Raw genomic sequence first — 14,336 nt, 5'->3', positions numbered from 1 at the left:
ATAAGAGATTCACTGTTCATTTACTTCATATGCAACTCTTACTCCAGACTCAATTGCCCCTTGCATCCATCCATGTGTTAATGTCGTATGCTCTCCTGCAAAATGTACTTTTCCAGATGGTGGTGTAATATACGGAAATAACTCGAGCTCTTGGCCTGGTTCGAAAGCTGTAAATGCACCGCAAGAATACGGATTTTTACTCCAGCTAAAAGATGTTCCAGTGACAAACTCACTATAGACGATGTCACCGTATATTTCCGCTAAATTTTTTAATGCGTAACGAATACGATCTCTTTGCGGGGGACTATCCCATGTTAACGCCTCATCTGCCCACGTATAACTTGCTATTACGATAGCTGGTCCTGGAGTATGAATGCCATAACTCGGATAGTATGTAAACCGTATCGGTAAATCAGTAATAGATTTACCGCCACACTGTCCCGCTTTCTCCCAAAATCTACTTTTAAACTCTATTGCAATTTTAGTTGCAGCAATATAATTTAATTCACGAATTGCTCTTTTTTTAAAATAAGAGAATAAATAGTATGGCTGAACTTCTACAAATCTTAACGCTGAAAATGGAATTGTAATAATAGCAAAATCACTTGTTATTGTAAATTGCTCTAACGTTTGTTCATGATTTCCTTGTAACATTACTTTATTATCTGCTTGTATAATTTTATCAACCTTATACGGCATTAAAATATGTTCCCTTAATTGTGGTAAGAATGCATTCGATAACTTATCCATTCCACCAGTTATTTCATAATATTTCGTTGTTGAAGTAAAGAAAATCATTTCACGTAATACTTCAATTAAGGACATTCCCATATAAGCTTCCATATCAAGAAGTACCCCAATCATATCTATCGCACCATCTGAATAATACTCCATTAAAAATGAACCAAGCGAATACGTTTTATACTTTTTTTCAACGATAAGCCAGTTTTTATCAGGATCCTTCTTAATGTAATTTAGTATTGGTTCTAATACTTCAATCATTAGCTCTTCTGCCGTTTTTCCTCTTTCTTTATCCAAAACCGGATATTCAAGTACACTTGGATCATTTTCAAACACATTCAATCTCGTTTGAATGTTATTCGTATAAATGATATCTGCAAAAGTTTTATTTATAAAAAGGTTTAAAGGTAGTTTAAATTTATGAATATACGCTAAGGTTAACTTATGGGTGTCAGGGATTCTCATCGGTCCCGCATTAAAATATAAACCCACACTAAATGGTTCCCGAATCGTATACACCCTGCCACCTATTCTGTTATTTGCTTCTATAATCGTTACTTCGTGCCCAGCCTCTTTTAATAAAGAACCTGCAACTAATCCAGAAATCCCTGCACCTGCAATCGTAATCCGTTTTGGGTTATTCTTTTTAACAAGCCCTGCATGAATAATATGAAGCATTTCTTCCATTGCTAATGGGTTCCCCATGCCATTTCCCCTTTTACAAAGGATTTTACTGAATTATATTCGGTTCACTGAATTCCTATGTTTTGTTCGCGGATTTGCACGGATACATTTTCAAATACTTGAATATCTTTTATAAAATGTAATAAACTAGATATGACTCTATAGAAGTAAGACGTATTATCTTACATAATAAAATCAATGAAATTGCGAGGAATTTTGAAATGAAAAAAGGTATTAACCGTGTTGTATTAGTAGGAACAGGAGCAGTTGGATGTAGTTATGCTTACTGCATGATTAACCAAGCCGTAGCTGAAGAATTTGTTTTAGTCGATGTAAATGAGGCAAAAGCTGAAGGGGAAGCAATGGATTTAAGTCATGCTGTTCCATTCGCACCAGCTCCAACTAGAGTATGGAAAGGCAGCTACGAAGATTGTAAAGATGCTGACCTTGTAGTTATTACAGCTGGATTACCACAAAAGCCAGGCGAAACACGTTTAGATTTAGTTGAGAAAAACGCTAAAATCTTTAAACAAATCGTTCGCAGTATTATGGATAGCGGATTTGATGGCATCTTCTTAATCGCAACAAACCCTGTAGATATTTTAACTTACGTAACTTGGAAAGAATCTGGTTTACCGAAAGAACGTGTAATCGGTTCTGGTACAACGCTTGATTCTGCTCGTTTCCGCTATATGTTAGGTGAGTACTTCGATATTGGTCCACACAACATTCACGCTTATATTATCGGAGAACACGGCGATACTGAACTTCCTGTTTGGAGTCATGTTTCCGTTGGTATCCAAAAACTACAAACACTGCTTGAAAAAGACAACACGTATAATCAAGAAGATTTAGACAAAATTTTCATAAACGTCCGTGATGCAGCTTACCATATTATTGAGCGTAAAGGCGCAACTTATTATGGTATCGGTATGTCACTTCTACGTGTTACAAAAGCAATTTTAAACGACGAAAATAGTGTATTAACTGTATCAGCTTACTTAGAAGGTCAATATGGTCAAAAAGATGTTTATATCGGGGTGCCTGCTGTTTTAAATCGCGGCGGTGTTCGTGAAATTTTAGAGGTTGAATTAAGTGAAGAAGAAGAATTAAAATTCGATCACTCTGTTCAAGTATTAAAAGAAACAATGGCTCCGGTTCTTTAATTAAGATAAAAAGCAATCCAATTTATTTTGGATTGCTTTTTTATCTTAATTATCCCCTATGACCTTTTAATGATTTTCTATCATTTCTTATTTTTTAGTCGCATCCTCATTATTTATATCAAGTACATCTAATAAAAAGATAAAGATTGGTATCCCGATAATAAGCCCCCATATTCCGAGGAAATGCTCTGAGAAGATGAGAATCATAAATGTATAAAAGATTGGTAAATTTGTTTTTGCAGACATAAACTTCGGATTTAAAAAATAACTTTCAAGAGCGTGGATTACTGTTATGAACACGAGTATGTATACTACGTACATAACTCCGCCTACGTTGTAAGCAATGATACAAAGTGGAAACAAAGAAATAATCACACCTGCAACAGGAATCAACCCTAGTAAGAAAACCATAACAGCTAATACAAGTAGCTGTGGAAATCCTAAAACAATTAATGCAATGACAGTAAGAATACAATTTACAACGGCAATTAAAAACTGAGCTTCAATTACTTTTCCGAACGATCTTGCAAATCTTTCACCAAAATATGCAATTTCCTCATAAAAGATTTTTAACTTACTATCTTTAAACTTAGATGTGAATGTAATAATACGCTCTTTTTCTAATAAGAAAAATAAGCTTAAAATTAGAGATAATAATATTTGTAAACTTACCTTCCCTATATTTGCTATTGATTGATATATAACATCTACACCTTGTTCTATATATTTTGATACTTCCATCCCATTAATTGTCGAAAGTACATATTTAACGATTTCATTATCAGGTGGATTTTGAAAAAATAGTTTAAATTGATAAATTAATTGTGAAATTTGTATCGTCAGCACAGGTAAATATTTATATAACGTTGTGCCTATAAAGGAAACTAGTATTATATACAAACATGCAATAACAATTTTCCGGTTTACTTTCAATTTTCTTGAAATAAAACGTTGAAATCGATCCATTAAAAACGTCAGTATAAACGTAATTAATATTAAATTGATCATACTTTTTAATGCATATAATACAAGCGCTACTATTATTAAAACGAGAAACCGTTGAAACCCTCTACTTCGAAAAAAACTCTTTACTTCATTCATTAAGAATTAACCTCCCCCTTCAATGGATGGAAATTGAATATATTACATTTTATGAACTTCTATAGACAATCTTTCTTACTAATTGAGAAGAATCCTTTTTTTCTTTTCATATTGTTAGATTCGTTTAACTGGAATCCACCAACATATTTCGGTGGACTCCAGTTATTTTTCATATAATCTTTTTATATACTAGGTGATTTTCTATTTTTAGACTGCTGTTCATACGCATATCCCATATTGAAAAGCTCTCTTTCACCAAACTGTTTCCCTACAAACACTACACCGATTGGTTCTCCATTTTTATCATATCCAGCAGGAACCGCTAATTCCGGATAACCAGCTACAGCTGATAGAAGAACTTCATCGTTATTAATCATAACTAGAGCATCCAAACTTTTTTCTACTAAATACCTATCTAGCTCTTTTTTTGCATTTGCTTGACTCGTTTGTACTACGTTTTCGAACTCTTCTTTCGTTATAGCAGATTTTTCAGACCCCTCAATTAATGTTTGTCCGTATTTTATTCGTCTTTTACTATCCTTTTTATTAAACGCTATAATCTCTTCTAACGATTTTACCGGTATATTTTTTTGCTGCGAAAAATAGTCGTTTACATTATGCTTGAACTCATATTCTAATGTTTGCAAATTATCTACACCCTCAGCACTTAACTGGATATTATCAGCTAATATCGCACCTGCCTCTTGAAGGTCTTTTCTAATTTTTTCTGCTACTGTTTTTCTATTTTCATCTTGTTGGTCTACAGAAAAAAGAAGCCCTATCTTTTTCCCTTTTAATCCATCTATTGATAAATCCTTTGTATAATCAATTCTTTCTTTATCTTTCATTTTTTCTGTCATAACATCTTTTTCGTCATAACCTATCATTGCATTAAATAACGTTGCTGCATCTTTTACTGTTCTTGCCATAGGTCCTGCTGTATCAAGAGTTTCAGCTAATGGAATAATTCCTGTTCTACTTACCATACCTAAAGATGGACGTAACCCAACTACTGATTGCTGCGCCGCTGGTGCAACAATCGATCCCGTCGTTTCTGTTCCAATTGCAAGCGGCGCAAAATCTGCCGCAACTACTGTAGCAGATCCTGAACTTGATCCTGAAGTATCGAATGTAATCGGACCGTACGGGTTTAAATTTTGTCCTTTCTTCCCACTATACCCGCTTGGCATTGTAAAAGATAAATAGTTCGCCCACTCAGACATATTCGCTTTTCCTAAAACAAATGCTCCTTCTTCTTTCAACTGCTTCACAATTGTTGCGTCTTGATCTGCAATCCAATCTTTTAATACATAAGTTCCTGCACTAGTCGGCATCACTTTTTCCGTCTGTACATTATCTTTTACAACGACAGGAATACCATATAAATTCGAATTTTTGTTTCTACCCCGCTCCTGATCTAACTTTCTTGCTTCTTCCATCGCATTAGGATTTATCTCTGTAATAGAATTTAATGTTATTCCATTTTGATCATGTTCTTGTATTCTAAAGAGATAAATGCTCGTTAATTCTTCATATGACAACTTTCCATCATCAATCATTTTTTGAAGCTCATCTACAGTCGCATTTACGACTTCTTTTTCTTTTATCTTTACATTTTCTATATTGATTCCTTTAAGCTGATTATGTATCGGTTGTAGCACTCTTTCTTTATCATATACAATACGCTCAGGTTCCTTTGGAAAATAATTTTTATACACGTAATATCCGCCGGCACACGCTAATAAGACAATGCCTCCAGTGATAGACAGCGTTACCTTTACCCATTTCTTCATGTTTCTTCCTCCACTCTATAAGATGCTTAGCTATACAAAAAAGAGAGTTACCTTTTACTTAACTCTCTCCAATCAAAATGCTAAATAAAAAAATGAAAGATTTCAATCTAATTACTTCTTTTTTTGCATTTGCTTTGCTAACATTTCTTTCACTTGATTATACGTTAATCCTGAATTTTTATTTAAACGCTTTACTTCCTCAACATCAGTACCTACCACTGTATATTTTTTCTCATCATTCATTTTTCTAATTCCCTTCTCACCGTATTATTTCTTATATTTCTTCCCTAAATGCGCATAAATTAACACCACTACAAAAAAGGAAGCTGTTTTTAAACACAGCTTCCTTCTCGTTACATATTGTATTTCTTAATAAAATTTCACTACATCTTCAGTAGGCAAGAACGTTCTTTCTGCTGGTTGTTCGTTTGGTTCACCAAATGGCATTTGACCTACTAAGCTCCACTCTGCCGGAATGTTCCAAGTTTCTTTCACTTCAGCATCTACGATTGGGTTGTAATGTTGTAATGACGCCCCAATTCCTTCAGCAGATAATAGCATCCACACAGTATGTTGTAACATCGCATTTCCTTGATGAGACCAGAATGGGAACTGATCTTTATATAATGGTGCATTTTCTTGCATTTTTTCTACAGTTGCTTGATCTTCAAAGAATAGAACTGTTCCTACACCTGCATGAAAACCTTTTAGTCTTTCTACAGTCGCTTCAAAGTTTTCTGCTGGTACACGGGCTCTTAGTGTTTCTTTAACGATATCCCAAAACTTTTCATGCTCTCCATCCATTAATACAACCATACGACCACTTTGCATATTGAAAGATGTTGGTGCGTGTAAAGCTGTTTTTAACACTTCTTCAATTCTTTCTTTCGTAATTGCATCGTTTTTTGTTACTTTACGAATTGAACGGCGGTTCACGATTGCTTCTTTTAAGTTTGTTGTAGTTGCTGACATTTTAATTCCTCCAAATGTTTGTTTTATAATTTATTTTGTTATTTCATAACAAGCGAATTAGCAATATCCATCGGTATTACATTGCATACCTTCAAATGAATTTGTTTTATCCTTTTCAATTTCTTTATCAATGACCCTTTCTAGTGTTTCTTTACTAGCAAGCCCTTGAATGACTTCATCTCCAATCATGACAGTTGGAACAGCCATAATATTCGCTTCATCATATGCGTGTTGAATTGCTTCTTGATGCTTTTCTTTATATTTACGAGTTACTAAAGCATCTTTAAATTCCGCCTCAGGAAGTCCTACTTCTACCGCTAATTTTGTTAACACATCAATATCTTCAATGTTTTGCTCTTCTTGGAAAAATGCTGTGAATACGCGGTGATGATACTCATTACCTAGTCCACGTTCTTTCGCAAATTGACATCCTTCGAAAGCTAAATGTGTATATGGATGTGGTGAAACACGTGGCAAGCGCATATCAATTCCTAACTTCTTCGCTGTCGGAAGAATGAAAGCATCCCATGAACCTAATTTTTCTGGTTCATTCCATGGATCTATTTTTGAATATGGACTTGGACGTAATTCAAATGGCATCCATTCAATCTCTACATCTTTCTCTTTCGCTACCTCATCTAATGAACCTTTTGCTAAAAAACAAAACGGACATATAAAATCTGAGTATACTTTCATTTTTACAGTCATAACTTTTACACCTTACCTTATCGTTGTAATCAAATCAGTTACATTAATGATAAAAAAATATAAATATTATTTAAGCATTCATTTTTTCTTGCAAAGTTTCAAACAACTGCCCCATCGTAATATTTCTCAAAACTTCTTCCATCGCGGATTGTGCTTGAATTAAAATAATTTCTAACACCGCTTGAATATTCGCCCCAATTGGACAATCTGGATTCGGTTGCTCGTGAATATGAAATAGCTTGTCTTCTTCGACTACGTTCACTGCATGATACACATCTAACAATGTGATTTGATGTAAATCCTTTAGTAATCCCGCGCCACCCGGTCCACGATTTACGTAAACAAAGCCAGCTTGTTTCAAGTACGACATGATTTTACGAATGACTACTGGATTTGTATTGACACTCTCAGCCATATAGTCTGAAGTACAAAGTGAAGATGGATTGTTTTTCAAAATAGATAAAATATGAACAGCTATGGAAAAGCGGCTACTAATTTTCATCGTAATCACCACCTAGATGTAATCATTATAGTTACAACTAAAAAATAAGTCAATCCTTTTCATAGATTTTTTATAAGTAAATTAAAAAGTGTCCCATTATGACATATGAGACACCTCTTTTTATTCTGCAAATAGCGATTGAAATTCTTCAATAAATAGCTGCACAGCGATTGAAGAATCCTTTAATGAAGGAACAGCTAAAGCAATTTCTCTCCATACTTGTGGTTCCAATTCTCTCGTTTGCACATTTTTTGGTAAATTCGTTAAAGATAATTCAGCTAATATTGCAATGCCTAATCCTTCTTGAATCATATTTAAAGCTGTAGTAACTGTCGAAATTACATACTCAGCCCGAAGTGGTACATTTACTTGTTTAAACATATCAATAATAGGTGGTTCGTATCCGCCCTTACATAATATGATTGGTTCATTCTCTAAATCACTAATTGTAATAGAGTCCTTCTTACAGAGAGAATGATCCTCTCTTAAGATAGCAACCATTTTCCCCTTCGTTAATGGAACAATCTCCATATCTTTATTAGGCAAAATAACAATTCCTATATCAATAACCCTCGATACTAACCAATCTTCAACTTCTTTAATCGTTCCTTCACAAAGAACTACTTCTAAGTTCGGATACTTCTCCTTAAAAAGGTTTATCATTTTGGGTAAGAAATGTGCAGAAGCACTCGGAAAACTACCAATTCGAATCGTCCCAACTTCGTGTCCTTTCTCCATCGCAACTTCTTGTTCAATCTTCTCTACACCGTTCAAAATCTCTCTAATATGTACAAGAATCCTGTTTCCTACATCCGTAACGAGGAGGCCTTTTCGTTTATCACGTATAAGAATAGTAACTCCTAACTCTGACTCAATACTTGAAATCGCATGACTAACAGCTGGCTGCGTCATATTTAATACCCTGGCAGCTTTCGTAAAACTACCTAACTCAACAGTTTTTATTAATACTTGCAGTTGTGTAATGGTCATAACTAATCACTTATACTCCTCATAAAAAAGATTCATTTTATTTATTACAGTCGATATCATATCATAGTGAAATGAATAACAACAAGGAGGTCTTTCAGTGACACAGCTTTCTCGAACTAAGACGGCCATAATCCTTACCTTTCTCGTTTTCATGTGGGGAATCAATTGGCCTTTATCAAAGTTTGCCCTGCATTATACACCACCTGTTTTATTCGCAGGCGTTCGAACTTTAATTGGAGGATTTATTTTACTCCTGTTCGCATTACCGAAATACAAAGAGTTACATTTAAAAGAAACGTGGCATTTATACGTTATTTCTTCTTTACTTAACATCATTATATTTTACGGATTACAAACTGTCGGCCTTCAATATATGCCTGCTGGTTTATTTTCCGCCATTGTATTTCTACAACCAGTTTTACTCGGTATTTTCTCGTGGATATGGCTTGAAGAATCAATGTACGGCTTGAAAATTTTCGGGCTTGTTCTCGGATTTATTGGTGTAGGCGTTATTAGCTCAAGCAGTTTAACAGGACATATTTCTGTTATTGGAATCCTTCTCGCGTTAGGATGCGCTATTGGCTGGGCACTTGGCACAGTATTCATTAAGAAGACTGGTCACCGTGTTAATGCCATTTGGATGGTAACACTTCAGCTTATTATTGGTGGCCTTTGCTTAATTGGATTTGGTTCAGAGTTTGAAAGCTGGTCTAGTATCGCTTGGAGTATGCCATTTGTTAGCGTACTTCTCTTTATTTCATTCTTTGTTATTGCAATGGGGTGGCTTGCATACTTCACACTTGTTGGAGCTGGTGAAGCAAGTAAAGTTGGGGCTTATACCTTCCTCATTCCACTAATAGCTATTATTGTAAGTTCAATTTTCTTACATGAGGCTATTACCATTAGCTTATTCATCGGACTATTATTTATTGTTGTGAGTATTTGTTTTGTAAATATGAAACCGAAAACACTTGCTGTAAGGCAGCAAGTTGAAATGAAATAAACGTAAGAAAGAGCCTACTGTTTGTAGGCTCTTTCTTACGTCTTACTTTTTACGACGTACTACAAGAACACACGCACTTACCGACGATACAATCGCTAAGATAGATAAGACAATTGCTATCGTTGTCATATTACTTGTACTCTCATTTTTTTCAATACTAGACACTTCACCATGTTCTCCTGTTAATGACGTACCTTTTGCAATTGTAGTAAGTGAATGCGGTTTTTCAGCTTTTTCATCACCTGTCCATTCAACAATTTCTCCGTCTTTATATTGTTGATATGCGTCCCAAGCTATTTTTTGCTCTTTATCCGGATTTTTAGCGACGAAAGTAAATCGCTGGAACTGGCCGGTTAAAATCCCTTCTCCTGTCGCTTCCCATACTACAGTTTTAACTTTTCCGGCTGTATCTTTTTGCTCCTCAACTTTCCATCCTGGGACTGGTTCATACTGTTGGAACTCTACTCCAGACGGTATTTTCAGTGTAACTTTCGTCGTTGCTTCATTTTTTTCAACTGGTACTTTTATCGTATAAGTCTCCCAAGAACCAATATCAGAAGTTGCTGGTTTTACAGTGACGTGCGCACTAACAGGTAACGAAAAAATTCCCATTGCAATAATTGTTGCGATCATTGTTGTTCCTAATTTTTTTATACGTTTCATTTTCTATTAGCTCCTTTTCATACATAGCTTCTTTTTATCTGCCACCGACAATAAATTTAAAATCTGTATCGAAACTATCAAGAGATTTTGTTAATCCATGAACATGTATATTCCAGTTTCCTGTCATGTTAATATACATACCTTCTGCTTCATATTCTCCCGGTGAAACTACTGAAACTTTAAATGAACCTTTTCCCATGTTCATATCTAATGATTGAGTCGTCAATATCATTTGTTCCATATCAGTAATAGGCTGTCCCTTTTCATCCTTTAGTGTAATATGGAATTTATTTTGTCCTACCTTATTCGGACTTACATTTAGCGTAAGTTCATATCCATTATCTAATTGCTTACTCTCTGTAAAAGGTCCAGTAGGAGGCATCGGTGGTGTTTGTACGTTTGTCATAAAAGCTACGATGACGAAAATGATAATTCCAATGATAAACTCTACTTTCACCGTAGCTCCTAATCCTTGCTGCGCTCGCATTCTACCTTTCATATAATGAATAATTCCCAATATCCCCATGAAAATGAATAAAAGTATCTTTGTTAATAAAGCCAATCCATACTTCGTATCAAATAACGAGTGGATTGTTGGAATAAAAAATGTACTGTTAAAAAGGCCTGTTATTAAAATCACGATGACAGCACCTGTTGCCCACGGTGAAAAACGCTTAATTATATCCCAATACATATGCCACTTGTTATCCTCATTACGTAAAAGAAGAATAATAGATGATAAACCACCAGCCCATAATGAAGCTGCGAATAAATGTAGAAAATCCATAACGACAGCAATGTCTTTAAACTTTAAACCATATGCGTGACTATTAAATGCTTTCATAACAAGTAACCCTATAAATAATAGTATTGGAATACTCCATACTTTAAACGACGAAAACTTCTCATGCTTCACCGCAAAATACGTAACAATTATAAGCGTACTAATGAGAACCATTTGAGTGATCCATATATAACCAAAAACAGAAAGCTGTAATGTTTCTTTTAATAGTAAAGGGTTGAATGCTTCTAGCCACGAAACATCGGCATTTATTTTCGCTTGCAATGGTAGGTTGAATAACAAGCTAATAAATATCCCAAATAAGGAGATCCATATTATGTTCTTACTCCTTGATCGAACCGAGGTTGCATTCCCTTTATACATAATAAGATTAAAGAGGAGAACTCCTAAAAATAGCGAGAAACTCGTATATAGAATCCCACGTTCCATAATCATATCGATTTGCGGGACATACCCCATCTCTTCCACTTGTATATCGTCTGTTTCCGCTTCCGCTAATCCAATCCGAAACGGGATAACTCCTTGAATTGGATGTCCATCAGCTGAAATCACTTTCCACTGAATGGAGTAAAGACCATTTTTGAGATTGTCTTTTAATCCAGCTTCTAATAGCTTTTTATTTTTTTTATCAATATGAGCATCTTTTAAATCGACTCTTTTACCTGATGTATCTCTCACGTACAATGTATTAAAACTTGAAACTTGTATGTCCTCATCGAATTCGATTTTTACAACAGATGGTGCTTTCTTCAATGTTTCATTTTCAGTAGGATTTGATTTCACAACGTACGCATGAGCAGATGCACTTTTCGGTATCAATATGATAAGCACACACGCAAGTAATAACCATGTCCCTAATCTTCTCATTACTTTCACGCTCATTTCACTTCTTTCTTCCTCATCGCTCTATTTTCATTACTTTAACTTCCGAAGTTTGATTCTCCGTAGAAATATTAACCTGGTTAAATATAAATTTCTATAAAGTATAACTCTTTATTTCTCTTCCACCTCCAAACTTTCAATATAATAGTAACTATAACGATAGATACAACTTACATTTTTAAAGTAGATTGTTATTATATCATAAAATATATTTATGTAAGTTATCAAAGAAGAAAAGTTATCGTGAATCATTTGTGAAGAAAATGTGAAATACATAAATAAAAAGGTATTACGTTATTACGTAACACCTTTTAAAAAATATCCCTCTTCTATTTCTCTTCCGGATAATCACAATACTCGATAATCGTTCCTTCAGTATCCGCTGGGTTAAGATAAATTAATCTTCTGCCGTGTTTATTAATTCGAAGTGTATGCTCTAACGTTCGAATGCCTTGTTCTTTTAACTCTTCTAGAGCCACATCTAAATCATCGACACGATACGCAACGTGATGAACACCTTTACCTTTTTGTTTAATAAAACGGGCAATTGGAGATGTCGTATTATTCGTCGGTGCAAGTAATTCAATTCTATCTCCATCCACTTCAAGAATGGCCACTTCGCTTTCCACACCAGGAGCTTCACTTACGTAACGATCTATTAAAGTTCCTAGTAACACATTTTCATAAAAACGTATCGTACTATCTATATCTCGAACTGCGATGCCGATATGATCAATTGTTTTTTTCATTTTATTTCCCCTACTACTTTATTTTTTCTATCCTTATCAATAGTAACAAAAAAAGTTATAGAAACAAGTTCTATAACTTTTTTATTTAACCTATTTTCTTATTCGCACTAGCTGGTTGAACTTGATTTTTTGCTTTTACAACGCTAATGCCATATCCGATAAATCCACCGATAATCGCTGGGAAGATCCAGCCTAATCCTACTTCCTGCATCGGAAGGAATTTAGTGAACACTTGGCTTACTACTTCAATGTTAACTCCAGCTGCACTTAATCCATCGAATAAGCTGATGATAAATGTTACGATTAAGCTCACTTGATAAACTTCAGCTCTTCCTTTGAATAATGAATGGAAGAATGTTAAGAAAATCAATACGATTGCTAGTGGATAAATTGCTGTTAATACTGGAACAGAAACTGCGATTAACTGTGTTAATCCTATGTTTGCAACAATTGCACTAAATACACATAGTGTGATTGCAATTGCTTTGTAAGGAACATTTGGGAATAACTTATGGAAGAATGAAGAACATGCTGATACAAGTCCCACACTAGTTGTTAAACAAGCTACTGTAATCATTAATCCTAATAATACTCCGCCATATGATCCGAAATAGTAGTTAGAAACTTTCGCTAATACTTCTCCGCCGTTTTCTAAATGTCCAAGCTTTGCAACACTTGAAGCACCCATATAAGAAAGAGCTGTATAGATAATTGCTAAAATAGATGCTGCAATTATTGTCGCTTTTGCACAAACGACCATAATTTGTGTTTTCGTTTTCGCACCTTTTTCTTTAATAGCATTGATAATGATAATCCCGAATACGAATGATGCAAGCGTATCCATCGTTAAGTATCCTTCTTGGAATCCTTTAAAGAATGCATGTGATGTATAAGCTTCCACTGGTGCTTGCATATCTCCAATCGGATGTATAAAGGCAACGATTACTAAAATACCGATGAAAGTCAACTTAATTGGCGTTAAGATTTTTCCAACAATATCGACAATTTTCGCGGGATTTAGCGAAAAAAAACAAGTGATACTAAAGAATATAATTGTGAAAAGAATTAAAGGTGTAGAACCTACTCCTTCTGGCATAAACGGCTTAAGACCAATTTCATAAGAAACATTTCCTGTTCTAGGTATTGCAAATAACGGACCGATTGCTAAGTATAAAACTGTTGTAAACACAATCCCGAACACTGGGTGAGCGCGACTTGCTAATGACTGTAAATCATCTTTACCTGAAAAACCAAATGCTAGTACACCTAGTAATGGTAATCCAACACCAGTTACTAAAAATCCAGCGTTAGCAATCCATACATTCTCTCCTGCTGATTGACCAAGCATCGCTGGGAAAATTAAATTTCCTGCTCCAAAAAATAGTGCAAATAACATTAATCCAATAACTACTATGAACGAAAACGGTACTTTATTCGCCATAATATAACCCCCATTCAAATTTCCTTATCTCATTTTCCAATTTTAACTAATTGAATTTTCTGAATATTTAATTTAAGTATCAACTATTCTTGAACTCATTATAGTTTGCTATATAATATTTTGCAATACTATTTTCGAA

Annotated in this window: 14 protein-coding genes; 2 read left to right on the top strand and 12 right to left on the bottom strand. The window is 34.6% G+C overall.

The features are described from left to right. Positions 1–9: 9 nt before the first annotated feature. Positions 10–1,446: a flavin monoamine oxidase family protein gene (locus tag ACQRBL_RS09140; protein WP_411995689.1), complete on the bottom strand. Its 1,437-nt coding sequence runs from the start codon at positions 1,444–1,446 to the stop codon at positions 10–12. A 200-nt stretch (positions 1,447–1,646) separates the two neighbouring features. Between ACQRBL_RS09140 and ACQRBL_RS09135 the strand changes: the two genes are divergently transcribed. Beyond that, entirely contained in the window at positions 1,647–2,591 is a 945-nt protein-coding gene (locus tag ACQRBL_RS09135) for an L-lactate dehydrogenase (RefSeq protein WP_000715322.1), read from the top strand. Between the two features lie 87 nt (positions 2,592–2,678). Here ACQRBL_RS09135 and ACQRBL_RS09130 read toward each other — a convergent pair whose 3' ends face one another. From ACQRBL_RS09130 to ACQRBL_RS09100, 7 genes are all read right to left on the bottom strand, one after another. Next, positions 2,679–3,692, bottom strand: coding sequence for an AI-2E family transporter (locus ACQRBL_RS09130; protein ID WP_001006602.1), 1,014 nt, complete (start codon positions 3,690–3,692; stop codon positions 2,679–2,681). Between the two features lie 182 nt (positions 3,693–3,874). Continuing rightward, positions 3,875–5,485, bottom strand: coding sequence for an amidase family protein (locus ACQRBL_RS09125; RefSeq protein ID WP_023521705.1), 1,611 nt, complete (start codon positions 5,483–5,485; stop codon positions 3,875–3,877). Between the two features lie 111 nt (positions 5,486–5,596). Next, positions 5,597–5,728 carry a hypothetical protein gene (locus ACQRBL_RS09120; RefSeq protein ID WP_000997344.1) on the bottom strand — a complete coding sequence of 44 codons (132 nt, stop codon included), beginning with the start codon at positions 5,726–5,728 and terminating at the stop codon, positions 5,597–5,599. A 126-nt stretch (positions 5,729–5,854) separates the two neighbouring features. Then, positions 5,855–6,457, bottom strand: coding sequence for a nitroreductase family protein (locus ACQRBL_RS09115; RefSeq protein ID WP_001277021.1), 603 nt, complete (start codon positions 6,455–6,457; stop codon positions 5,855–5,857). A 57-nt stretch (positions 6,458–6,514) separates the two neighbouring features. Continuing rightward, entirely contained in the window at positions 6,515–7,165 is a 651-nt protein-coding gene (locus ACQRBL_RS09110; protein ID WP_411995690.1) for a DsbA family oxidoreductase, read from the bottom strand. 70 nt (positions 7,166–7,235) lie between these two features. Next, the gene (locus ACQRBL_RS09105) at positions 7,236–7,667 is read right to left on the bottom strand and encodes an Rrf2 family transcriptional regulator (protein WP_065483208.1); all 432 of its coding nucleotides are present in this window, start codon (positions 7,665–7,667) and stop codon (positions 7,236–7,238) included. Positions 7,668–7,787: 120 nt separating this feature from the next. Further along, the gene (locus ACQRBL_RS09100; protein ID WP_411995691.1) at positions 7,788–8,657 is read right to left on the bottom strand and encodes a LysR family transcriptional regulator; all 870 of its coding nucleotides are present in this window, start codon (positions 8,655–8,657) and stop codon (positions 7,788–7,790) included. A 97-nt stretch (positions 8,658–8,754) separates the two neighbouring features. Between ACQRBL_RS09100 and ACQRBL_RS09095 the strand changes: the two genes are divergently transcribed. After that, positions 8,755–9,660 carry a DMT family transporter gene (locus tag ACQRBL_RS09095; protein WP_023521703.1) on the top strand — a complete coding sequence of 302 codons (906 nt, stop codon included), beginning with the start codon at positions 8,755–8,757 and terminating at the stop codon, positions 9,658–9,660. Positions 9,661–9,702: 42 nt separating this feature from the next. Here the strand turns inward: ACQRBL_RS09095 and ACQRBL_RS09090 are convergent, their stop codons facing one another. The 4 genes from ACQRBL_RS09090 to brnQ all read right to left on the bottom strand — a co-directional run bounded on the left by ACQRBL_RS09090 (position 9,703) and on the right by brnQ (position 14,197). Beyond that, positions 9,703–10,323: a YcnI family protein gene (locus tag ACQRBL_RS09090; RefSeq protein WP_000821382.1), complete on the bottom strand. Its 621-nt coding sequence runs from the start codon at positions 10,321–10,323 to the stop codon at positions 9,703–9,705. A 34-nt stretch (positions 10,324–10,357) separates the two neighbouring features. Then, positions 10,358–12,007: a copper resistance CopC/CopD family protein gene (locus tag ACQRBL_RS09085; RefSeq protein ID WP_043924647.1), complete on the bottom strand. Its 1,650-nt coding sequence runs from the start codon at positions 12,005–12,007 to the stop codon at positions 10,358–10,360. A 329-nt stretch (positions 12,008–12,336) separates the two neighbouring features. After that, the gene (locus ACQRBL_RS09080; protein ID WP_000750850.1) at positions 12,337–12,756 is read right to left on the bottom strand and encodes a VOC family protein; all 420 of its coding nucleotides are present in this window, start codon (positions 12,754–12,756) and stop codon (positions 12,337–12,339) included. 85 nt (positions 12,757–12,841) lie between these two features. Then, a complete protein-coding gene (gene brnQ / locus ACQRBL_RS09075; RefSeq protein WP_411995692.1) occupies positions 12,842–14,197 on the bottom strand; it encodes a branched-chain amino acid transport system II carrier protein in 1,356 nt (451 codons plus the stop codon). Positions 14,198–14,336: the final 139 nt, after the last annotated feature.

Source organism: Bacillus sp. AF62, from assembly GCF_050312695.1.
Lineage (GTDB): Bacteria > Bacillota > Bacilli > Bacillales > Bacillaceae_G > Bacillus_A > Bacillus_A cereus.
This window is presented reverse-complemented; position numbering and strand designations above follow the sequence as displayed.